This window comes from Pseudomonas sp. NPDC089406, assembly GCF_044900265.1.
Taxonomy (GTDB): Bacteria; Pseudomonadota; Gammaproteobacteria; order Pseudomonadales; family Pseudomonadaceae; genus Aquipseudomonas; species Aquipseudomonas fakonensis.
The window spans coordinates 274,377-294,064 of record NZ_JBJDNC010000001.1 but is presented as its reverse complement, the minus strand read 5'-3'; the positions used below and the strand labels follow the sequence as shown (position 1 = coordinate 294,064).

25 protein-coding genes are annotated in these 19,688 nt (G+C 63.9%); 10 read left to right on the top strand and 15 right to left on the bottom strand.

Going from position 1 to position 19,688, the window contains the following annotated elements:
- Positions 1-240: 240 nt before the first annotated feature.
- The 10 genes from hisC to ACI2KK_RS01260 form a co-directional block, all read right to left on the bottom strand.
- Positions 241-1,290, bottom strand: a complete 1,050-nt coding sequence (hisC, locus tag ACI2KK_RS01305) for a histidinol-phosphate transaminase (RefSeq protein WP_404667585.1) — start codon at positions 1,288-1,290, stop codon at positions 241-243.
- Positions 1,291-1,292: 2 nt separating this feature from the next.
- Positions 1,293-2,615 carry a histidinol dehydrogenase gene (gene hisD, locus ACI2KK_RS01300; protein WP_404667584.1) on the bottom strand — a complete coding sequence of 441 codons (1,323 nt, stop codon included), beginning with the start codon at positions 2,613-2,615 and terminating at the stop codon, positions 1,293-1,295.
- A gap of 128 nt (positions 2,616-2,743) precedes the next feature.
- Positions 2,744-3,379, bottom strand: coding sequence for an ATP phosphoribosyltransferase (gene hisG, locus ACI2KK_RS01295; RefSeq protein WP_023630427.1), 636 nt, complete (start codon positions 3,377-3,379; stop codon positions 2,744-2,746).
- A gap of 181 nt (positions 3,380-3,560) precedes the next feature.
- Positions 3,561-4,826 (bottom strand): UDP-N-acetylglucosamine 1-carboxyvinyltransferase, encoded by a 1,266-nt coding sequence (murA, locus tag ACI2KK_RS01290; RefSeq protein WP_217840143.1) that lies wholly within the window; start codon positions 4,824-4,826, stop codon positions 3,561-3,563.
- A gap of 23 nt (positions 4,827-4,849) precedes the next feature.
- The gene (locus ACI2KK_RS01285) at positions 4,850-5,089 is read right to left on the bottom strand and encodes a BolA family protein (protein WP_110993420.1); all 240 of its coding nucleotides are present in this window, start codon (positions 5,087-5,089) and stop codon (positions 4,850-4,852) included.
- Between the two features lie 118 nt (positions 5,090-5,207).
- Positions 5,208-5,510: a lipid asymmetry maintenance protein MlaB gene (locus ACI2KK_RS01280; RefSeq protein ID WP_217840144.1), complete on the bottom strand. Its 303-nt coding sequence runs from the start codon at positions 5,508-5,510 to the stop codon at positions 5,208-5,210.
- Positions 5,507-6,160 (bottom strand): phospholipid-binding protein MlaC, encoded by a 654-nt coding sequence (locus ACI2KK_RS01275; protein WP_404667583.1) that lies wholly within the window; start codon positions 6,158-6,160, stop codon positions 5,507-5,509. Before ACI2KK_RS01275 ends, ACI2KK_RS01280 begins: the two co-directional genes overlap by 4 nt.
- Before the next feature lie 9 nt (positions 6,161-6,169).
- Complete coding sequence (gene mlaD, locus ACI2KK_RS01270) at positions 6,170-6,655, bottom strand: outer membrane lipid asymmetry maintenance protein MlaD (RefSeq protein ID WP_404667582.1); 486 nt, start codon at positions 6,653-6,655, stop codon at positions 6,170-6,172.
- The gene (gene mlaE / locus ACI2KK_RS01265; RefSeq protein WP_217840147.1) at positions 6,655-7,452 is read right to left on the bottom strand and encodes a lipid asymmetry maintenance ABC transporter permease subunit MlaE; all 798 of its coding nucleotides are present in this window, start codon (positions 7,450-7,452) and stop codon (positions 6,655-6,657) included. The genes mlaD and mlaE overlap by 1 nt, the downstream gene beginning before the upstream one ends.
- Positions 7,452-8,261 carry an ATP-binding cassette domain-containing protein gene (locus ACI2KK_RS01260; RefSeq protein ID WP_369987932.1) on the bottom strand — a complete coding sequence of 270 codons (810 nt, stop codon included), beginning with the start codon at positions 8,259-8,261 and terminating at the stop codon, positions 7,452-7,454. The genes mlaE and ACI2KK_RS01260 overlap by 1 nt, the downstream gene beginning before the upstream one ends.
- A 246-nt stretch (positions 8,262-8,507) precedes the next feature.
- On the opposite strand from ACI2KK_RS01260, the gene ACI2KK_RS01255 reads away from it, so the two are divergent.
- The 10 genes from ACI2KK_RS01255 to ACI2KK_RS01210 all read left to right on the top strand — a co-directional run bounded on the left by ACI2KK_RS01255 (position 8,508) and on the right by ACI2KK_RS01210 (position 15,508).
- Entirely contained in the window at positions 8,508-9,482 is a 975-nt protein-coding gene (locus ACI2KK_RS01255; protein ID WP_404667581.1) for a KpsF/GutQ family sugar-phosphate isomerase, read from the top strand.
- A complete protein-coding gene (locus tag ACI2KK_RS01250) occupies positions 9,483-10,007 on the top strand; it encodes a KdsC family phosphatase (protein ID WP_404667580.1) in 525 nt (174 codons plus the stop codon). It abuts the gene before it with no gap.
- 8 nt (positions 10,008-10,015) lie between these two features.
- A complete protein-coding gene (gene lptC / locus ACI2KK_RS01245) occupies positions 10,016-10,588 on the top strand; it encodes an LPS export ABC transporter periplasmic protein LptC (protein ID WP_217840151.1) in 573 nt (190 codons plus the stop codon).
- A complete protein-coding gene (gene lptA, locus ACI2KK_RS01240; RefSeq protein ID WP_369987935.1) occupies positions 10,575-11,099 on the top strand; it encodes a lipopolysaccharide transport periplasmic protein LptA in 525 nt (174 codons plus the stop codon). Before lptC ends, lptA begins: the two co-directional genes overlap by 14 nt.
- The gene (lptB, locus tag ACI2KK_RS01235; protein WP_217840153.1) at positions 11,100-11,825 is read left to right on the top strand and encodes an LPS export ABC transporter ATP-binding protein; all 726 of its coding nucleotides are present in this window, start codon (positions 11,100-11,102) and stop codon (positions 11,823-11,825) included.
- 173 nt (positions 11,826-11,998) lie between these two features.
- A complete protein-coding gene (locus ACI2KK_RS01230; RefSeq protein ID WP_217886348.1) occupies positions 11,999-13,495 on the top strand; it encodes an RNA polymerase factor sigma-54 in 1,497 nt (498 codons plus the stop codon).
- Between the two features lie 78 nt (positions 13,496-13,573).
- On the top strand, positions 13,574-13,882 hold the full coding sequence (gene hpf, locus ACI2KK_RS01225) for a ribosome hibernation-promoting factor, HPF/YfiA family (RefSeq protein ID WP_217840155.1): 309 nt from the start codon (positions 13,574-13,576) through the stop codon (positions 13,880-13,882).
- An 11-nt stretch (positions 13,883-13,893) separates the two neighbouring features.
- Positions 13,894-14,358, top strand: a complete 465-nt coding sequence (gene ptsN / locus ACI2KK_RS01220) for a PTS IIA-like nitrogen regulatory protein PtsN (protein WP_217840156.1) — start codon at positions 13,894-13,896, stop codon at positions 14,356-14,358.
- A gap of 2 nt (positions 14,359-14,360) precedes the next feature.
- Positions 14,361-15,215 (top strand): RNase adapter RapZ, encoded by an 855-nt coding sequence (rapZ, locus tag ACI2KK_RS01215; RefSeq protein WP_217886349.1) that lies wholly within the window; start codon positions 14,361-14,363, stop codon positions 15,213-15,215.
- 20 nt (positions 15,216-15,235) lie between these two features.
- Positions 15,236-15,508 (top strand): HPr family phosphocarrier protein, encoded by a 273-nt coding sequence (locus ACI2KK_RS01210; RefSeq protein WP_217840158.1) that lies wholly within the window; start codon positions 15,236-15,238, stop codon positions 15,506-15,508.
- A 184-nt stretch (positions 15,509-15,692) separates the two neighbouring features.
- Here ACI2KK_RS01210 and ACI2KK_RS01205 read toward each other — a convergent pair whose 3' ends face one another.
- Genes ACI2KK_RS01205 through ACI2KK_RS01185 form a run of 5 tightly spaced genes read right to left on the bottom strand, consistent with a single transcriptional unit; the run spans position 15,693 to position 19,467 of the window.
- Positions 15,693-16,586, bottom strand: a complete 894-nt coding sequence (locus ACI2KK_RS01205) for a ZIP family metal transporter (RefSeq protein WP_404667579.1) — start codon at positions 16,584-16,586, stop codon at positions 15,693-15,695.
- Positions 16,587-16,596: 10 nt separating this feature from the next.
- Positions 16,597-17,208, bottom strand: a complete 612-nt coding sequence (locus tag ACI2KK_RS01200) for a superoxide dismutase (protein ID WP_404667578.1) — start codon at positions 17,206-17,208, stop codon at positions 16,597-16,599.
- A 1-nt stretch (position 17,209) separates the two neighbouring features.
- Positions 17,210-17,671: a DUF2753 domain-containing protein gene (locus ACI2KK_RS01195; protein WP_217840161.1), complete on the bottom strand. Its 462-nt coding sequence runs from the start codon at positions 17,669-17,671 to the stop codon at positions 17,210-17,212.
- A gap of 25 nt (positions 17,672-17,696) precedes the next feature.
- Entirely contained in the window at positions 17,697-19,073 is a 1,377-nt protein-coding gene (gene fumC, locus ACI2KK_RS01190; protein ID WP_217886354.1) for a class II fumarate hydratase FumC, read from the bottom strand.
- On the bottom strand, positions 19,066-19,467 hold the full coding sequence (locus ACI2KK_RS01185) for a FagA protein (protein ID WP_217840163.1): 402 nt from the start codon (positions 19,465-19,467) through the stop codon (positions 19,066-19,068). The genes fumC and ACI2KK_RS01185 overlap by 8 nt, the downstream gene beginning before the upstream one ends.
- Positions 19,468-19,688 lie beyond the last annotated feature (221 nt).

Below are 19,688 nucleotides of genomic sequence, written 5' to 3'. Positions count from 1 at the left end.
GTAGGGGCCGGATGAATGGAGCGAGGATTTTTTGGTGACTTTTTGATCCTTCAAAAAGTTACCCGCCGTAAGGGCGGAAAGGTGAATAAGCGTCACTACAAACAATGAATGCACATACAACTTTCAAAACAACCGACAACCAACAACCAACAAACCACAAACCACAAACCACAAGGGGCAGACCAGAAGATAAACCCACCTATCTCCCAACCCGCCCCCCGAACCAAACCCAACCTCAGATCAATTCAAAGCATCCAGCAAAGCCTGGTTCATCTCCGGCGTCCCCACGGTAATCCGCAAGAACTGCGCAATCCGCGCCTGCTTGAAGTGCCGAACAATCACCCCCTGCTCCCGCAGCCGCGCCGCAATCCCCGCCGCGTCCTGCTCAGGGTGCCGGGCAAAGATGAAGTTCGCCGCCGAAGGCAGCACTTCAAAGCCACGCGCCTGCAACGCCGCCACCAACACCTCACGACTGTCGATCACCTTGCGGCAAGTCTCGTCGAAGTACGCACGATCCTCGAACGCCACAGCCGCCCCGACAATCGCCATGCGGTCCAGCGGGTAGGAGTTGAAGCTGTTCTTGATCCGCTCCAGCGCCTCGATCAGGTCCGGGTTCCCCACCGCCAAACCAACCCGCAGGCCCGCCAGCGAACGCGACTTGGACAGGGTCTGGGTCACCAGCAGGTTGTCGTAGCGGCCCACCAGGCTGATGGCGGTCTCGCCGCCGAAGTCGATGTAGGCTTCGTCGACCACCACCACCGAATCAGGATTGGCCTGCAGCAACTGCTCCACCGCCTCCAGCGCCAACAGGCAGCCAGTCGGTGCGTTGGGGTTGGGGAAGATGATCCCGGCATTCGGCTTGGCGTAGTCGGCCACGCGAATCTGGAACTGCTCGTCCAGCGCCACCGGCTCGAACGGGATGCCGTACAGGCCGCAGTACACCGGGTAGAAGCTGTAGCTGATGTCCGGGAACAGCAGCGGGCCGCGGGCGTGCTGGAACAGGCCGTGGAAGATGTGCGCCAGCACCTCGTCCGAGCCGTTGCCGACGAACACCTGGGCCGGGGTGACGCCGTAGTACTCAGCCACTGCCTGCTTGAGGCGGTCACCGTTCGGGTCCGGGTACAGGCGCAGGTTGTCGTTCAACTCGCCACGCATGGCCTCCAGCGCCTTCGGCGACGGGCCATAGGGGTTCTCGTTGGTGTTGAGCTTGACCAGGCGGGCCAGCTTGGGTTGCTCGCCCGGCACGTAAGGCACCAGGTCCTTGACGAAGGGGCTCCAGAAACGGCTCATGTTCAATTCCCCTTCTCGTTGAGGATGCGGTATTCGGCGCTGCGGGCGTGGGCGGTCAGCGACTCGCCACGGGCCAGGACCGAGGCGGTGTGGCCGAGCTCGGACGCGCCCCGCTCGGAGCAGAAGATGATCGACGAACGCTTCTGGAAGTCGTACACGCCCAAAGGCGAGGAGAAGCGCGCGGTGCCGGAGGTCGGCAGCACGTGGTTGGGGCCGGCGCAGTAGTCGCCCAGCGCCTCGCTGGTGTGACGGCCCATGAAGATCGCACCGGCGTGGCGGATTTGTGGCAGCCAGGCCTGCGGGTCGGCTACCGACAGCTCCAGGTGCTCGGGGGCGATGCGGTTGGCCACCTCGATGGCCTGCTGCATGTCACGCACCTGAATCAGCGCGCCACGGCCGTTGATCGACTTTTCGATGATCTCGGCACGCTCCATGGTTGGCAGCAGCTTGTCGATGCTGGCAGCCACGCGGTCGAGGAACTCGGCATCAGGGCTGACCAGGATGGCCTGGGCGTCTTCGTCGTGTTCGGCCTGGGAGAACAGGTCCATGGCGATCCAGTCCGGGTCGGTCTGGCCGTCGCACACCACGAGGATTTCCGACGGGCCGGCGATCATGTCGATGCCCACCTGGCCGAACACGTGGCGCTTGGCGGTGGCCACGTAGATGTTGCCCGGGCCGACGATCTTGTCCACCTGCGGCACGCTCTCGGTGCCGTAGGCCAGGGCCGCGACGGCTTGGGCGCCACCGACAGTGAACACACGGTCGACACCGGCGATGCAGGCCGCGGCCAGCACCAGTTCGTTGACCTCGCCACGCGGGGTCGGCACCACCATGACCACCTCAGCGACACCGGCCACCTTGGCCGGAATCGCGTTCATCAGCACCGACGAGGGGTACGACGCCTTGCCGCCCGGCACGTACAGGCCGGCGCGGTCCAGCGGGGTGACCTTCTGGCCAAGCACAGTGCCGTCGGCCTCGGTGTACTGCCAGGAGTCCTGCTTCTGCCGCTCGTGGTAGATGCGCACGCGGTTGGCGGCCTTTTCCAGGGCTTCGCGCTGAACCGCGGTGATGCGGGTCAGGGCCAGCTCCAGGCGCGCACGGTCGAGGATCAGGTCGTCGATGCTTTTGGCATCGACACCGTCGAAACGCTGGGTGAACTCCACCAGCGCCGCGTCGCCGCGCTCGCGCACGGCCTTGATGATATCGAGCACGCGCTGGTTGACCGCGTCATCGGACACGCTTTCCCAGCTCAGCAGATGATCAAGATGTCGCGCGAAATCCTGGTCAGCAGCGTTGAGACGGGCAATTGCAGTGGACACGGTCATGGCGAGGGCCTCGGAATAGATAGCGAATGCTCAGGCGCCCTAGGCTACCAGTCCATCCGCGCGGGCACCCGAGAAAGAAGGCTATGACGCGGATAGACGGGCGCGACAGCGGAGGTCGCGCGCAGAAGTCAGCCGCGGTGTCGCGATTCGACGGCGTTGCGCAGGGTGTCGATCAGGCTCTGGATGCGGGCGTGCTGCATTTTCATGGAGGCCTTGTTGACCACCAGGCGCGAGCTGATCGTGGCGATCAGGTCCTGCGGCTCGAGGCCGTTGGCGCGCAGCGTGTTGCCGGTGTCGACCACGTCGATGATCTTGTCGGCAAGGTTGATCAGCGGTGCCAGCTCCATGGAGCCGTACAGCTTGATGATGTCGACCTGGCGGCCTTGTTCGGCGTAGTAGCGCTTGGCGACGTTGACGAACTTGGTAGCCACCCGCAGGCGGCCCTTGGGCTCGGGCGCACCGGTAACGCCGGCGGTCATCAGCTTGCACTGGGCAATTTGCAGGTCCAGGGGCTCGTACAGGCCCTGGCCGCCGTATTCCATCAGCACGTCCTTGCCGGCCACGCCAAGGTCGGCGGCGCCATGCTCGACGTAGGTGGGCACGTCGGTGGCACGCACGATGAGCAGGCGCACGTCGTCCTGGGTGGTCGGGATGATCAGCTTGCGGCTCTTGTCCGGGTTCTCGGTGGGGACGATGCCCGCCTCTGCCAGCAACGGCAGGGTGTCGTCGAGAATACGGCCTTTGGATAGCGCGATGGTCAACATGGGAAACGTCGTTCCTTTAGCAGCTAACTGCCGGCCGGGCGTGATTCGCCAGGCCGTCTTCAATTCGTAAGGCGCTCATGTGGGAGCGGGCTTGCCCGCGAACACCGGCAAGGCCGGTGCCATGCATCGCGGTGGCTCCTTCGCGAGCAAGCTCGCCCCCACACCTTGCGCCAGCGGGCAACTAGCCCGGTACGCGGCGGATTTTCGCGCCGAGCATCTGCAGTTTTTCTTCGATGCACTCGTAACCACGGTCGATGTGGTAGATGCGGTCGATCAGGGTGTCACCTTCGGCAACCAGCGCCGACAGCACCAGGCTGGCCGATGCACGCAGGTCGGTGGCCATCACCGGGGCGCCCTTGAGCGCCTTGACGCCGGTAACGATGGCGGTGTTGCCTTCGACCTGGATCTGCGCGCCCATGCGGTGCATTTCGTACACGTGCATGAAGCGGTTTTCGAAGATGGTCTCGATCACCGCGCCAGTACCTTCGGCGATGGCGTTGAGCGAGATGAACTGCGCCTGCATGTCGGTGGGGAATGCCGGGTACGGAGCGGTGCGCAGGTTGACGGCCTTGGGCCGCTTGCCGTGCATGTTCAGCTCGATCCAGTCTTCACCGGTGGTGATATCGGCGCCGGCTTCCTTGAGTTTTTCCAGTACGGCTTCAAGGATGGTCGGGTCGGTATCCTTGACCTTGACGCGGCCACCGGTGACGGCGGCGGCAACCAGGTAGGTGCCGGTTTCGATACGGTCAGGCATCACCTGGTAAGTAGTGGTACCCAGGCGCTCGACGCCATCGATGGTGATGGTGTCGGTACCGGCGCCCTGGACCTTGCCGCCCATGGCGTTGATGAAGTTGGCCAGGTCGACCACTTCCGGTTCACGGGCGGCGTTTTGCAGCACGCTGCGGCCCTTGGCCAGGGCTGCGGCCATCATGATGTTCTCGGTACCGGTAACGCTGACGGTATCGAAGAAGAAGTGCGCGCCGCGCAGGCCGCCCTCGGGGGCCTTGGCCTTGATGTAGCCGCCTTCGACTTCGATCTTCGCGCCCATGGCCTCAAGGCCGCGGATGTGCAGGTCGACCGGGCGCGAACCGATGGCGCAGCCGCCAGGCAGGGCCACTTCGGCTTCACCGAAACGGGCGACCATCGGGCCGAGTACCAGGATCGAGGCGCGCATGGTCTTGACCAGCTCGTACGGGGCGACGAGGGTCTTGATGGTGCGCGGGTCGATTTCCACGGCGAGCTTTTCGTCGATCACAGGCTCGATGCCCATGCGACCGAACAGCTCGATCATGGTGGTGATGTCGTGCAGGTGCGGCAGGTTGCCGACCGTGACCGGGCCATCGCACAGCAGGGTGGCCGAGAGAATCGGCAGGGCCGAGTTTTTCGCGCCGGAGATGCGGATCTCGCCATCGAGGCGGGCACCGCCGGTGATAATCAGTTTGTCCATACGTATCTCGCCGCCAAGTTGGCTCAGGTGCGCTCAGCCCAGGCTGCGCTGCTGAAGAATTTCATGGTTACCGCGTGGATGGCGCCGTTGGCGATCCACGGATTGAGGTGAGCGTAGATCGCCTGCTGACGCTTGACCGGGCTCAGGCCGGCGAGCTCGTCGCTGATCACGTTCAACTGGAAGTTGCAGCCTTCGCCTTCAACTTCAACCCGGGATCCGGGCAATTTTTCTTCCAGAAAGCTTTTGACTTCTACGGCCTGCATGCTCAACCTCGATCGGCGCCCAACGCGCGCGGGTCGGCCATCATACAAAAAAGCCCCTCGCCTGCGAAGCCCATGACGGGGCGCGCTGACCGAGGGGCCTTCACCTTCGGGCAGGCCATCAGCCTGCCAGTACTTCATCGAGGTCGTAGACCTCGGCAATTTCGCGCATGTCACTGGGCATGCCGCGCACCTCGCAAGCCTTGCCGGCGGCTTGTGCATCACGCATGAACGCCAGCAGCAGCGACAACCCGACACTGCTCGACTTGACCACTGCGGTGCAGTCGAGCACCAGGTGCGACTCGCGGCTGGCGGCGATCAACGCCTTGCCCTGCTTGCGCAGGGCCGGGCCGCTGCGGTAGTCGAGCACGCCGGCCAACGCCAGCACGCCCGGCTCGGCCATGCTTACCCCGGCCTCGCTCATTTGACTTCCTTGTCCGGCGACTGGTCGGCGGTCTGCTTGGCCTTGGCCACTTCACCGGCCCAACCGTCGATGGTCTTGTCCAGGTCATTGCCGTTGCGCTGCATGGCGTCGGCGAACTGGTCACGGAACAGCTTGCCGATGTTGATGCCGTTGACGATGACGTTGCGCACCTTCCACTCACCACCGATCTTCTGCATGGTGTACTGCACCGGGTAGACCGCGCCGTTGTTGCCGGTCACCTTCATGCCGACGCTGGTACGGTCGCCGTCTTCGGGCTTGGCCGGGTCGACGGTGATGCCCTGATTGTTGTACTCGAGCAGCGCGTTGCCATAGAACTGCATCAGGCTGCGCTTGAAGTTTTCCTGGAAGCGCTGCATCTGCGCAGGGGTGGCCTTGCGCGAATACTTGACGGTCATGATGCTTTTCGAGATGCCGTCGGCGTCGACCACCGGGCCGAGGTTGCTGTTGAGCGCGTTGTAGAACGCCTCGGGGTTGGCCTTGTACTGTTCTTTGTTAGCTTTGAGGTCGCTGAGCAGTTGCGTGGTGGTGGTCTGGATGACGTCACGGGCGGACTGCCCTGGCGCGGCCAGGGCGATCAGGGGGAAGGCCGCCAGCAGGACCAGCAGGCCACGTCGCAGGATGGAAATCATGGAGACTCCTTAATTAGCCGGTTGTGCTTCTTTCGGTTCCTTGCCCACCGAGTTGAGCAGGAACTTGCCGATCAGGTCTTCCAGCACCAGCGCCGACTGGGTGTCGTGGATGGTGCTGCCATCCTTGAGTACCTCGTCTTCGCCGCCCACGCTGATGCCGATGTACTTCTCGCCCAAAAGGCCTGCGGTCAGGATCGAGGCAGTGGAGTCGGTCGGCAGGTTGTCGACGTTCTTGTCCAGCTGCAACGTGACCCGGCCAGTGTACGAGTCGCGATCCAGATCGATTGCCGTGACCTTACCGATGGTCACACCGGCCATGGTCACCTTAGCTCTGACAGTCAAACCGGCGATATTGTCGAAGTAAGCATAAACTTTGTACGTGTCACTGCTCGGGCTGGCCGACAGCCCGCTGACACGCAGGGCCAGCAGCAGCAGCGCCAGGATCCCGGCCAGGAGGAACAGGCCGACACCGATTTCCAGGGTGCGGTTTTGCATCAGAAATCTCCAAACATCAAGGCGGTCAGAATAAAGTCCAGACCCAGCACTGCCAATGAGGCATAAACCACGGTCCTGGTGGTGGCACGGCTGATCCCTTCTGAGGTGGGCTCACAGTCATACCCCTGGAATACGGCGATCCAGGTGACGACGAAGGCGAACACCAGGCTCTTGATCAGCCCGTTGAGCACGTCGTCGCTGAACGAAACGCTGTTTTGCATGTTGGCCCAGAACGAGCCCTCGTAGACCCCCAGCCAGTCCACGGCCACCCACGAGCCACCCCAGATGCCCACCACGCTGAAGATCAGCGCCAGCAGCGGCAACGAGATGAAACCGGCCCACAGGCGCGGGGCGACGATGTACTTGAGCGGGTCGACGCCGATCATCTCGAGGCTCGACAACTGCTCAGTGGACTTCATGTTGCCGATTTCGGCGGTCAGCGCGGAACCTGCGCGGCCAGCGAACAGCAGCGCGGTGACCACCGGCCCCAGTTCACGCAGCAGGGTCAGGGCGACCATCTGGCCCACCGCCTGCTCCGAGCCGTATTTGGTGAGGATGCTGTAGCCCTGCAGGGCCAGCACCATGCCGATGAACACACCGGACACGACGATGATCGCCAGCGACAGCACGCCCACCGAATACAGCTGCTTGGTCAGCAGTTGGAAGCTGCCGCCGATGCCGCCGCGGCCGATCAGGGCGTGGCCGAGGAACAGGCAGGAGCGCCCGAGCACGGCCAGCACGTCGATGGCGGCGCGGCCGAACAAACGGATACGTTCAAGAATGGATTTTCTGCGCATCAACGCGCCCCCAGCAGGTCGGCGCGGTAGTCAGGCGCAGGGAAGTGGAACGGGACCGGGCCATCCGGGTCGCCCTTCATGAACTGACGGATACGCGGGTTGTCCGAGCCCATCAGCTCGTCCGGCGTGCCCTGCCCCAGCACCTGGCCGTCACCCACCACATAGATGTAGTCGGCGATGCTGGCGGTTTCTGCAAGATCATGAGAAACCACGATGCTGGTGATACCCAGGGCATCGTTGAGCAGGCGGATAAGACGCACCAGCACGCCCATGGCGATCGGGTCCTGGCCGACGAACGGCTCGTCGTACATGAGGATCTGCGGGTCCAGGGCAATCGCCCTGGCCAGCGCCACGCGGCGCTTCATGCCGCCGGACAATTCGTCGGGCATCAGGTCGATGGCGCCGCGCAGGCCCACGGCCTGCAGCTTCATCAGGACGATGTCGCGAATCATCTCGTCCGACAGCTGAGTGTGCACCCGCAGCGGAAAGGCGACGTTCTCGAACACATCGAGGTCGGTGAACAGGGCACCGCTCTGGAACAACACGCCCATCTGCTTGCGGGCGTCGAACAGGTCGCCGCGGGACAACGCGGGCAGGTTCTGCCCGTTGACCCACACCTCGCCGCCTGACGGGCGCAACTGTGCGCCCATCAGGCGCAGCAAGGTAGTCTTGCCGCAGCCCGACGGGCCCATGATGCCGGTGACCTTGCCGCGGGGAATGCGGATGTCCACGTTGCTGAAAATGCTGCGCGAACCGCGCTTGAAGGAGACGTCCTTCAACTCGACCGCGTAGGCGCTATCCACACTCATCTAGACTCCTTGCAGTGCAGCCTCGTCTCCATGGACGCCTGCCTCCATCTTGAAGGCACACTGGTTCCCCGGCGGGCCGAATAGCGGCGAACTATAGCACCGCTGGCACGCCCGCCCCAAGGCCGTCACCCGACTCGTTCAGGGCACAGACAGACTTGCGCGACATTCATATGACATTCGAAGGATGAGGCTTTCACACATTGCGGCTATAATCGCCGCCTTTTCATCAGGCATTGCGTTTTCGACATGAGCCAATCCAGCGAGCTGATCCAATCCGCCCAGCGCACCCTGCGCCTCGAACTCGAGGCCGTGGAGGCCCTGCTGGCCCGCATCGACGGTGATTTCGTCAAGGCCTGCGAGCTGATCCTGGCCAGCAAGGGCCGGGTGGTGGTGGTTGGCATGGGCAAGTCCGGGCATATCGGCAACAAGATCGCCGCCACCCTGGCCAGCACCGGCACCCCATCGTTCTTCGTCCACCCGGCCGAAGCCAGCCATGGCGACATGGGCATGATCACCCGCGACGATGTCATTCTGGCCCTGTCCAACTCGGGCAGTACCGCCGAGATCGTCACCCTGCTGCCGCTTATCAAGCGCCTGGGCATCCAGATGATCAGCCTGACCGGCAACCCCGACTCGCCACTGGCCCAGGCCGCCGAGGTCAACCTCGACGCCGCGGTGGCGCAGGAAGCCTGCCCGCTGAACCTGGCGCCGACCTCCTCCACCACGGCCGCACTGGTGCTGGGCGACGCCCTGGCCATCGCCCTGCTCGAGGCGCGTGGTTTCACCGCCGAGGACTTCGCCTTCTCGCACCCTGGTGGCGCCCTTGGCCGCCGCCTGCTGCTGAAGGTGGAGAACGTGATGCACAGCGGCGACGAGCTGCCCCAGGTACAGCGCGGCACCCTGCTCAAGGACGCCCTGCTTGAAATGTCCCGCAAAGGTCTGGGCATGACCGTGGTGCTGGAGCAGGACGGTAGACTGGCTGGCGTGTTCACCGACGGTGACCTGCGCCGCAGCCTGGACCGCAACATCGACGTGCACAAGACCCTCATCGACGAGGTGATGACTGTGCACGGCAAGACCGCCCGCGCCGAGATGCTCGCCGCCGAGGCACTGAAAATCATGGAAGACCACAAGATCAGCGCCCTCGTGGTCGTCGACCAGGCCGACCGCCCTACCGGCGCCCTGAACATGCACGACCTGCTGCGCGCCGGAGTGATGTAAATGAACCAGGACCTGATACAACGCGCCAAGGCCATCAAGCTGGCAGTATTCGACGTCGACGGCGTGCTCACCGACGGGCGCCTGTACTTTCTCGAAGACGGCAGCGAGTTCAAGACCTTCAACACCCTCGACGGCCACGGCATCAAGATGCTCATGGCCTCGGGCGTGACCACCGCGATCATCAGCGGGCGCAAGACCCCGGTGGTCGAGCGCCGGGCACAGAACCTGGGCATCCCGCACCTGTTCCAAGGCCGCGAAGACAAAATGGTGGTGCTCGACGGCCTGCTGGCCGAACTCAAACTAAGCTACGAGCAAGTCGCCTACCTGGGCGACGACCTGCCCGACCTGCCGGTGATCCGCCGCGTAGGCCTGGGCATGGCGGTGCAAAATGCCGCGCCGTTCGTGCGCGAGCACGCCCACGGCGTCACCCAGGCACGCGGCGGCGAAGGCGCCGCGCGCGAATTCTGCGAACTGATCATGCAGGCCCAGGGCACCCTGGACGCTGCCAACGCTCACTACCTGTAAGGCCGCCCATGCTCAGCAAGAAGGTCAAGAACTTCGCCGTACTCGGCGCCATCGCCGCCGTACTGGTGGCGGTCGGCTACTGGAACGTCAGCCCCGAAAGCTTCCTCGACAAGCCTGCCGCGCAGGTCGACGAGAGCGCCATCGACTACTACGCGATCAACGCCCACAGCGTGCAGTACACCCCTGAAGGCCAACTGCAGTACGAGATGACCGCCGACAAGGTCGAGCACATGAAGGCCAGCGAAGTCACCCTGGTGACCACGCCCGACCTGCACCTGTACCGCGGCACCCAATTCCCGTGGCACGTGCAGAGCAAAACCGCCGAGGTCAACCCGGACGGCACCGAGGTCGAGCTGATCGACGCCGTGCGCGTGGCGCGCACCGACGAAAAGAAGCGTGAAACCATCATCACCACCACCCGCATGACCGTGTTCCCGCAGAAGGAATATGCGCAGACCGAGCAAGCCGTTAGAATCGACGGCGCCGGTGGCACGACTACGGGTAAAGGAATGAAAGCGTATTTGAAAGAAGGCAGGATGGACCTGCTCTCTAACGTAAGAGGACAGTATGAGGCTCGTTAAAACCATCCCCCTTCTGCTCAGCCTGGGCGTTGCACTGGGAAGCGCGAGCGCCTTCGCCCTGCCGAACGACCGTGACCAGCCGATTCGCATCCAGGCGGACAACGCCCACCTGGACGACAAGCAAGGCGTGGCTACCTACACCGGCGACGTGATCATCACCCAGGGTTCGATGATGATCAAAGGCAACACCGTGACCATGACCCGCTCGGCCAACGGCGACATCGACGTGGTCACCTCGGTGGGCAACCTGGCCTACTTCGAGCAGCAGCAGAGCGCCGCCAAGGCGGACAAGATGAAAGGCTGGGCCGTGACCATCCAGTACCAGGCGCAAAAAGACCTGGTGGTGCTCACCGACCGCGCCAAGGTGGAGAACGAAGGCAACACCACCGAAGGCGAGAAGATCGTCTACAACACCAAGACCCAAGTCGCCACCGCCGGTCGCGGCGGCAACGTGACTGCACCACGTCAGCGCATCGACATGGTCATTCAACCGAAGAAAAAGGCCGAGTAAATGGCAACCCTCAAAGCCCAGCACCTGGCCAAGAGCTACAAGGGCCGGCAGGTCGTCCGCGACGTCAGCCTGTCCATCGACAGCGGCCAGATCGTCGGCCTGCTCGGCCCCAACGGCGCCGGCAAGACCACCTGCTTCTACATGATCGTCGGCCTGGTCCAGGCCGATCAGGGCCGCGTACTGATCGACAGCCACGACGTCAGCCACCAGCCCATGCACGGTCGCGCCCAGGCCGGCATCGGCTACTTGCCGCAGGAAGCCTCGATCTTCCGCAAGCTGTCGGTGGCCGACAACATCATGGCCATCCTCGAGACCCGCAAGGATCTCGACCGCGAAGGCCGGCGCAAGGAGCTCGAAAGCCTGCTGCAGGAGTTCCACATCAGCCACATCCGCGACAACCTCGGCATGAGCCTGTCCGGTGGTGAACGCCGCCGCGTCGAGATCGCCCGCGCCCTGGCCACCGCACCCAAGTTCATCCTGCTGGACGAACCTTTTGCCGGTGTCGACCCGATTTCCGTGGGCGACATCAAGCAGATCATCCACCACCTCAAGAACAAGGGCATCGGCGTACTGATCACCGACCACAACGTTCGCGAAACCCTGGATATCTGTGAAACCGCTTACATCGTCAACGACGGCCAGCTGATCGCCGAAGGCGATGCCGAGACCATCCTGGCCAACCAGCTGGTCAAGGAAGTCTACCTGGGTCACGAGTTCCGCCTCTGATCCGGGCCTGCCCGGAGCACTGGCGCACCGAGCCATCGCAGGCTTAAGTGTTACAGTGCTCTAGGCAAACGCTGCATTTTCAGGCATATAACTTGCTTAAAATCGGCGCCCAAGCGCCCTACATGTAGTGGATGGCGCATGCGCGCCGGCGAACAAGGTATTAAGCCCCAGCCATGAAACCATCGCTCGTCCTAAAAATGGGCCAGCAACTGACGATGACCCCGCAGTTGCAACAGGCCATCCGTCTGCTCCAGCTCTCGACCCTGGACCTCCAGCAGGAAATCCAGGAAGCGCTGGAGTCGAACCCGATGCTCGAACGTCAGGAAGACGGCGAAGATTTCGACAACAGCGACCCGATGGCGGACAACGCCGAGAACAAGCCGGTCGCCGAAGTTCAGGACACCAGCTTCCAGGAAGCCGCCAGCAACAACAGCGAGCAACTCGAAGACGGCGAGTGGGCCGAACGCATCCCCAACGAACTGCCGGTCGACACTGCCTGGGAAGACATCTACCAGACCAGCGCCAGCAGCCTGCCGAGCAACGATGACGACGAGTGGGATTTCACCACCCGCACCTCGGTCGGCGAAAGCCTGCAAAGCCACCTGCTGTGGCAACTGAACCTGGCGCCGATGTCCGACACCGACCGCCTGATCGCCGTCACCCTGATCGACAGCATCAACGGCCAGGGCTACCTCGAAGACACCCTCGAAGAGATTTGCGCAGGCTTCGACCCCGAGCTCGACATCGAGCTGGATGAAGTCGAAGCGGTGCTGCACCGCATCCAGCAGTTCGAGCCGGCCGGCATCGGCGCCCGCTCGCTGGGCGAATGCCTGCTGCTGCAACTGCGCCAGTTGCCGGCCAGCACACCGTGGATGGCCGAGGCCCAGCGCCTGGTCACCGACTACATCGACCTGCTCGGCAGCCGCGACTACAGCCAGCTGATGCGGCGCATGAAGCTCAAGGAAGACGAGCTGCGCCAGGTCATCGAGCTGGTGCAGACGCTCAACCCGCGCCCAGGCTCGCAGATCGAGTCCAGCGAGCCCGAATACGTGGTGCCGGACGTGATCGTGCGCAAGGACAGCGACCGCTGGCTGGTCGAGCTCAACCAGGAAGCCATCCCGCGGCTACGGGTCAACCCGCAGTACGCAGGCTTCGTGCGCCGCGCCGACACCAGCGCCGACAACACCTTCATGCGCAACCAGCTGCAGGAGGCGCGCTGGTTCATCAAGAGCCTGCAAAGCCGCAACGAAACACTGATGAAAGTGGCCACGCAGATCGTCGAGCACCAGCGTGGGTTCCTCGACCACGGCGACGAAGCGATGAAGCCGCTGGTGCTGCACGACATCGCCGAGGCGGTGGGCATGCACGAGTCGACCATCTCGCGGGTCACCACGCAGAAATACATGCACACCCCGCGTGGCATCTACGAACTGAAATACTTTTTCTCGAGCCACGTCAGCACGGCCGAAGGCGGCGAATGCTCGTCCACGGCGATCCGCGCGATCATCAAGAAACTGGTCGCCGCGGAAAACCAAAAAAAGCCATTGAGTGACAGCAAGATCGCTGGTTTACTGGAGGCACAAGGCATCCAGGTAGCCCGTCGCACCGTCGCCAAGTACCGCGAGTCGCTGGGGATTGCCCCGTCAAGCGAGCGCAAGCGACTGATGTAGCCCCGGGATGTGCCACAGCGTTTCAGTGGCAGGTGCAACACCTGCCTCTTTATGCACGGGCAACAAAGGAGAAGCTGTATGCAAGTCAACATCAGTGGCCAGCATGTAGAAGTTACCCAACCACTGCGCGATTACGTGCTCGAGAAGCTCGCCCGCGTGGAAGGGCATTTCGACAAGATCACCAATGCAACGGTGATCATGAAGGTCGAAAAGCTGCAGCAGAAGGTTGAAGCAACACTCCAGATTCCCGGCGGCGAAGTGGTCGCCAACGCCGAACACACCGACATGTATGCCGCGATCGATGCCCTGGCTGACAAGCTCGACCGCCAACTGAAAAAACACAAGGAAAAACAGCAAAGCCTGCTGCAAGGCGCAGCCGCCCGCTGATCCCCTCATCCATGATCCGACTTGAAACCATCCTGACCCCCGGCCGTTCCCTCGTGAACGTGCCGGGCGGCAGTAAAAAGCGCGCCCTCGAAAAGGTCGCCAACCTGATCGCCGAGCAAGTACCCGAGCTGGAGATGCAAGATGTCTTCGACAAGCTCATCGCTCGCGAAAAACTGGGCTCCACCGGCTTTGGCAATGGCATCGCCATCCCCCACTGCCGGCTCGAAGGCTGCACTGCACCGGTAAGTGCGCTGCTGCACCTGGACGCCCCCATCGATTACGACGCCATCGATGGCGCCCCGGTCGACCTGCTGTTCGTCCTGCTGGTCCCGGAAGCGGCCACCGATGCCCACCTTGAACTGCTGCGCCAGATCGCCAGCATGCTCGATCGCAAGGAGGTCCGCGATCGCCTGCGCGCCGCCGACAGCAGCGAGGCCCTGTTCCAGGTTGTCCTGGACGTACAGAACGAGCACTGACCATGCGCCTGATCATCGTCAGCGGCCGCTCCGGCTCCGGCAAGAGCACCGCCCTGGACGTGTTGGAAGACAACGGTTTCTACTGCATCGACAACCTGCCCGCCGGGTTGTTGCCGCAGTTGGCGGAGAACGCGCTGATCAACACCGAGCTGCTGCAACCCAAGGTTGCGGTATCGATCGATGCGCGCAACCTGCCTAGCCACCTGTCACGCTTCCCCGAACTGCTGGAAGAAGCACGCGCCCGGCATATCCAGTGTGACGTGCTGTACCTGGACGCTGACGAAGACACCCTGCTCAAGCGTTTTTCCGAAACCCGCCGCCGCCATCCGCTTACCAACCAGAGCCGCTCGCTGGCCGAGGCCATCCGCGTCGAGAGCGAGCTGCTGGGCCCCATCGCCGACCTTGCCGACCTCAAGATCGACACCACCAGCCTCAACCTCTACCAACTGCGCGACTCGATCAAGCTGCGCCTGCTGAACCAGCCCGAACCCGGCACGGCGTTTCTGGTCGAGTCGTTCGGCTTCAAGCGTGGCATGCCGGTGGATGCCGACCTGGTGTTCGATGTGCGCTGCCTGCCCAACCCCTACTGGAAGCCGGAACTTCGCGACCATTCGGGCCTCGAACAGCCGGTGATCGACTACCTGGCCGCGCAGCCCGACGTCGAAGAGATGTTCAACGATATTTCCAGCTACCTGCTCAAGTGGCTGCCGCGCTTTGCTGCCAGCAACCGCGCCTATGTCACCATCGCCATCGGCTGCACCGGCGGCCATCACCGCTCGGTGTACATCACCGAGCGGCTCGGCCAGCTGCTCCAACCCGCCCTGAAAAACGTCCAGGTCCGCCACCGCGACCTCTAGCCCACAGGATCCGCCCCACGATGCCCGCCCGCGAAATCACCATCATCAACAAGCTGGGCCTGCACGCCCGCGCGGCCGCCAAGTTCGTCGGCGTGGCCGGGCGCTTCCCCTGCCAGGTGCGGGTAGGCCGCGCACCGGACAAGCTGGTGGACGGCAAGAGCATCATGGCGGTGATGATGCTCGCCGCCGGCAAGGGCACCCCGGTGCACCTGTTCACCGAGGGTGAGCAGGATGGTGAGGCCATGCAGGCGTTGGTCGAGCTGATCGAGAATTTCTTCGACGAAGGCGAGTGAGTCCCTTCTCTGCTGGCTGAGCGGGGGTGGATATCGCCGCCTGCCTGTACCGGCCTCATCGCCGGCAAGCCGGCTCCTACAGGGGTCGCGCAACCTTCAAGCCAGCGCGGTCCCTGTAGGAGCCGGCTTGCCGGCGATGAGGCCAGTTCAGGCAAGACAGTTTCTGCCAACGCCTCCCCGGCACTTACGACATCGCCGTATCCATCACCATCATCAGGCAGAACCCCACACACAACCCCAGGCTGGCCAGGCGGTGATGCCCGTTGCTGCGTGACTCGGGGATGATCTCCTGGGTGACCACCAGCAGCATCGCCCCCGCCGCACAGGCCAGGCCCAGCGGCAACAGCAGCTCGGCGATGTTCACCAGCCACGCGCAGACCACCGCTGCCAGCGGCTCCACCAGCCCGGACGCAGCGCCGATCAGAAACGCCTTGAAACGCGGCATGCCCGCCCCCGCCAGCACCAACGCGATCACCAGGCCCTCGGGCACATCCTGCAGGGCAATGCCCATGGCCAGGCTGTCGGCGTCGGGCATGCCGCCACCGGCAGACACCCCGATGGCCATGCCTTCAGGGATGTTGTGGGCGATGATGGCAATCACGAACAGCCAGATCCGCGCAGCGATCACCGGTTGCTGGGCCGTGCCCACCAACGCCTCGGGCGATGCGCCGGACACCTTCAGGTCGATCAGGAACAGGCACAGCGCGCCGAACAGCAAACCGCTGCTGATCAGCCCACCGGCACCCCAGGGGCTGAAACCGATGGACTGCGCCGCATCCAGCCCCGGAATGATCAGGGAAAACGCGGTGGCCGCCAGCATCACCCCGGCGCCGAAGCCCAACAGGGTGTCAGCCAGCGCCACCGGCATGTTGCGAATCACCAGCACCGGTACCGCGCCCAACGCCGTGCCCAGCGCACACAAGGCGCCACCCTCGAGGGCGCGCAGCATGCGCGGCTCGAGGTCGAGCCAGGCGATACCCCGGGCCACCAGCAAGGCGCTGCCGACCAGCAACAGCAAGGTTCCCAGCGCCAGGCGGAACAGGCGCACACTGCTGACAGACATCACGGCCGAGCGCATACCGGTCGGCTCACTTCAGGGCTTCAAGGTAGCGACGTTGCACTTCGGCCCAGTCAACCACGTTGTAGAAGGCGCCGATGTATTCCGGGCGACGGTTCTGGTACTTGAGGTAGTAGGCGTGCTCCCACACGTCCAGGCCGAGGATCGGCGTGTTGCCGTGCATCAGCGGGCTATCCTGGTTACCGCTGCTTTCGACCACCAGGGTTTTCTGCGGGGTGACGCTGAGCCAGGCCCAGCCGCTGCCGAAACGGGTCAGCGCGGCCTTGGTGAAGGCCTCCTTGAACGCCTCGAAACCACCCAACTGCGCGTCGATGGCCTTGGCCACCTCACCCTGCGGCTGGCCGCCACCCTTGGGCGACATGATGGTCCAGAACAGGCTGTGGTTGGCATGGCCACCACCGTGGTTGGTCACCACCCCACGCAGGTTCTCGGGCAGCGTCTTCACCGCACCCACCAGTTTTTCCACCGGCCACTCGGCCCATTCGGTGCCCTCGATGGCCGCGTTCAGGCCATTGACGTAGGTCTGGTGGTGCTTGGTGTGGTGAATCTCCATGGTCGCGGTATCGATGTGCGGTTCCAGGGCATCGTAGGCGTAGGGCAATGCAGGCAAGGTATGGGGCATGTCAGTGGATTCCGTAGGCTGGGGTGCGGTCGTTGTTGTCCGTCTGCGCGACCAGTTCACTGGCGGCGGGCGCCTGGCGGTTGAGCAGGCGCGCGGTGCGCGGGTACTGGCCGTACTCGGCGATGAAATTCAGCAGTTCGGTATAGGTGCGCGAGCTGTGCCGCAGCGCGGCATCGCGCAACGCCTGGGCCAGCCGCGCCTCGCCGGCTGCCTGCAGCAGGCGCTCATGCGCCGCGCACAGGTAGTCGGCGCTTTCGTGGGGCTGGTTCAGGCGCAGGTGCAGGTCGGCCAGGTTGTGGTGGGCGATGACCAGTGCGGCCACCGCTTCGTCAACGTCATGCCAGCGCTCGAACAGCACCTGGGCCAGGGCCAGCGCTTGCAGGTAGTGTTCCCGGGCATCGACCAGCTCACCCTGCTCGAACAGGCGGTTGGCGTTTTGCGTGGTGCGTCTGAAGTGCTGCATGACGTGCCTCCTGGGCGGCCTCGGCTCAGATGCCGCCGGCGGTGAGTTTTTCCGGATCGAGCAGGGCTTCGAGCTGGTCGCGGGACAGGTCGGTGTGCTCCAGCGCCACGTCGATGATCGGCCGGCCCTGCTTGTAGGCGGTCTTGGCGATTTCAGCGGCCTTCAGGTAGCCGATGATCGGGTTCAGCGCGGTGACCAGGATCGGGTTGCGCGACAGCGCTTCCTTGAGCTTGCCCTCGTTGACCTTGAACGTGGCGATGGCCTTGTCGGCCAGCAGGCGGCTGACGTTGGCCATCAGCTCGATGCTCTCCAGCAGGTTGCGGGCGATCACCGGCAGCATCACGTTCAGCTCGAAGTTGCCCGACTGGCCGGCCACGGCGATGGTGGCGTCGTTGCCGATCACTTGTGCGGCCACCATGGCGGTGGCTTCCGGGATCACCGGGTTGACTTTGCCCGGCATGATCGAGGAGCCCGGCTGCAGGCCCTGCAGCTCGATCTCGCCCAGGCCCGCCAGGGGGCCTGAGTTCATCCAGCGCAGGTCATTGGCGATTTTCATCAGCGCCACGGCGGCGGTCTTGAGCTGGCCAGACAGCGCCACGGCGGTGTCCTGGGAGCCGATCAGGGCGAACAGGTTGTCACCTTGAGTGAACTCGACCCGGGTCAGGCCGCTGAGCTGGCGGGCAAAACCGGCCGCGAACTGCGGGTGGGCGTTGATGCCGGTGCCCACCGCGGTGCCGCCCTGGGCCAGGGCTTGCAGCGCCGGCAGGGTGGCTTCGATGTGCGCCTGGGCGCCCTTGACCTGCGCCGACCAGCCGCCGAGTACCTGGCTCATGCGCACCGGCATGGCGTCCATCAGGTGGGTACGGCCGGTCTTGACGTGCTTGTGCACCTCGAGCGCCTTGGCATCGATCACCTGGGTCAGGTGGCGCAGGGCCGGCAGCAGCTGCTCGTGCAGGGCCAGGGCAGCGCTGACATGGATGGTGGTGGGGATGATGTCGTTGCTGCTCTGGCCACAGTTGACGTGGTCGTTGGCATTGACCGGCTCGCCCAGCACGCGGCTGGCCAGGGTGGCGATCACCTCGTTGGCGTTCATGTTCGAACTGGTGCCGGAACCGGTCTGGAACACATCCACCGGGAAGTGCTGGATGAAGTCTTCGCCCAGCAGTTGCTCCACCGCCTTGACGATGGCCTCGCCCTGCCCTGCGCTCAGCTGCGAAAGCTCGACGTTGGCCTTGGCCGCCGCGGCTTTGGCCAGCAGCAGTGCGCGAATGAACTGGGCCGGCATCGGCTTGCCGCTGACCGGGAAGTTGTCGACCGCGCGCTGGGTCTGGGCACCGTACAGGGCCTGGGCCGGCACCTGCAGTTCGCCCATGCTGTCACGCTCGATACGGGTATCACTCATCTTCGAATCCTTGCATCAGTTCATCGGGAGAAATCGACGGCAGCAGCACGCAGTTGGCGAGCTGCATGGCATAGGGTTGCCAGCGCAGGTTCTGCTCACGGCGGTCGAGGTTGCGCAGGTCGAGCAGCGGGCGCCAGGCCTGGTCCAGGCACAGGCAGCGCCAGTGCCAGGGCAACATGCGGTCGCAGGCGGTATCCAGCAGCAGGCGGAATGAGGTCAGGGCCACCGTCCATGGCGAGGTTTCGGTGCAGCACACCAGGTAGCGGCCTTCGGCCAGGTAGTGCTCGATCAGGCGCGGCTCGTCAGGTTCGAGGGCGCAACGGATGCGCCGGCTGAGCCAGCGCCAGTTTTCCAGGTAGGGCAGTTCGTGGAGGACGGATTTCATGAACGTCATTGGCCGGGTTACTGGATAATGATATTCATTATTAAGTGATAAATAGAATCACTTCAAGTGCTGAGCGACAAACAAAAAACCCGGCGCGATGGCCGGGTCAATTTCAAGGAAGTTGCGGGGGGCGTGGGGGGGGGGGGGGGGGGGGGGGGGGGGGGGGGGGGGGGGGGGGGGGGGCGCCGGCCCCCCCCCCCCCCCCCCCCCGCACCCGAACCCACCACCAA

Coding starts and splice junctions, on each gene's coding strand:
- hisC (WP_404667585.1), bottom strand. CDS start 1,290: ATGAGCCGTTTCTGGAGCCCCTTCGTCAAGGACCTGGTGCCTTACGTG.
- hisD (WP_404667584.1), bottom strand. CDS start 2,615: ATGACCGTGTCCACTGCAATTGCCCGTCTCAACGCTGCTGACCAGGAT.
- hisG (WP_023630427.1), bottom strand. CDS start 3,379: ATGTTGACCATCGCGCTATCCAAAGGCCGTATTCTCGACGACACCCTG.
- murA (WP_217840143.1), bottom strand. CDS start 4,826: ATGGACAAACTGATTATCACCGGCGGTGCCCGCCTCGATGGCGAGATC.
- ACI2KK_RS01285 (WP_110993420.1), bottom strand. CDS start 5,089: ATGCAGGCCGTAGAAGTCAAAAGCTTTCTGGAAGAAAAATTGCCCGGA.
- ACI2KK_RS01280 (WP_217840144.1), bottom strand. CDS start 5,510: ATGAGCGAGGCCGGGGTAAGCATGGCCGAGCCGGGCGTGCTGGCGTTG.
- ACI2KK_RS01275 (WP_404667583.1), bottom strand. CDS start 6,160: ATGATTTCCATCCTGCGACGTGGCCTGCTGGTCCTGCTGGCGGCCTTC.
- mlaD (WP_404667582.1), bottom strand. CDS start 6,655: ATGCAAAACCGCACCCTGGAAATCGGTGTCGGCCTGTTCCTCCTGGCC.
- mlaE (WP_217840147.1), bottom strand. CDS start 7,452: ATGCGCAGAAAATCCATTCTTGAACGTATCCGTTTGTTCGGCCGCGCC.
- ACI2KK_RS01260 (WP_369987932.1), bottom strand. CDS start 8,261: ATGAGTGTGGATAGCGCCTACGCGGTCGAGTTGAAGGACGTCTCCTTC.
- ACI2KK_RS01255 (WP_404667581.1), top strand. CDS start 8,508: ATGAGCCAATCCAGCGAGCTGATCCAATCCGCCCAGCGCACCCTGCGC.
- ACI2KK_RS01250 (WP_404667580.1), top strand. CDS start 9,483: ATGAACCAGGACCTGATACAACGCGCCAAGGCCATCAAGCTGGCAGTA.
- lptC (WP_217840151.1), top strand. CDS start 10,016: ATGCTCAGCAAGAAGGTCAAGAACTTCGCCGTACTCGGCGCCATCGCC.
- lptA (WP_369987935.1), top strand. CDS start 10,575: ATGAGGCTCGTTAAAACCATCCCCCTTCTGCTCAGCCTGGGCGTTGCA.
- lptB (WP_217840153.1), top strand. CDS start 11,100: ATGGCAACCCTCAAAGCCCAGCACCTGGCCAAGAGCTACAAGGGCCGG.
- ACI2KK_RS01230 (WP_217886348.1), top strand. CDS start 11,999: ATGAAACCATCGCTCGTCCTAAAAATGGGCCAGCAACTGACGATGACC.
- hpf (WP_217840155.1), top strand. CDS start 13,574: ATGCAAGTCAACATCAGTGGCCAGCATGTAGAAGTTACCCAACCACTG.
- ptsN (WP_217840156.1), top strand. CDS start 13,894: ATGATCCGACTTGAAACCATCCTGACCCCCGGCCGTTCCCTCGTGAAC.
- rapZ (WP_217886349.1), top strand. CDS start 14,361: ATGCGCCTGATCATCGTCAGCGGCCGCTCCGGCTCCGGCAAGAGCACC.
- ACI2KK_RS01210 (WP_217840158.1), top strand. CDS start 15,236: ATGCCCGCCCGCGAAATCACCATCATCAACAAGCTGGGCCTGCACGCC.
- ACI2KK_RS01205 (WP_404667579.1), bottom strand. CDS start 16,586: ATGCGCTCGGCCGTGATGTCTGTCAGCAGTGTGCGCCTGTTCCGCCTG.
- ACI2KK_RS01200 (WP_404667578.1), bottom strand. CDS start 17,208: ATGCCCCATACCTTGCCTGCATTGCCCTACGCCTACGATGCCCTGGAA.
- ACI2KK_RS01195 (WP_217840161.1), bottom strand. CDS start 17,671: ATGCAGCACTTCAGACGCACCACGCAAAACGCCAACCGCCTGTTCGAG.
- fumC (WP_217886354.1), bottom strand. CDS start 19,073: ATGAGTGATACCCGTATCGAGCGTGACAGCATGGGCGAACTGCAGGTG.
- ACI2KK_RS01185 (WP_217840163.1), bottom strand. CDS start 19,467: ATGACGTTCATGAAATCCGTCCTCCACGAACTGCCCTACCTGGAAAAC.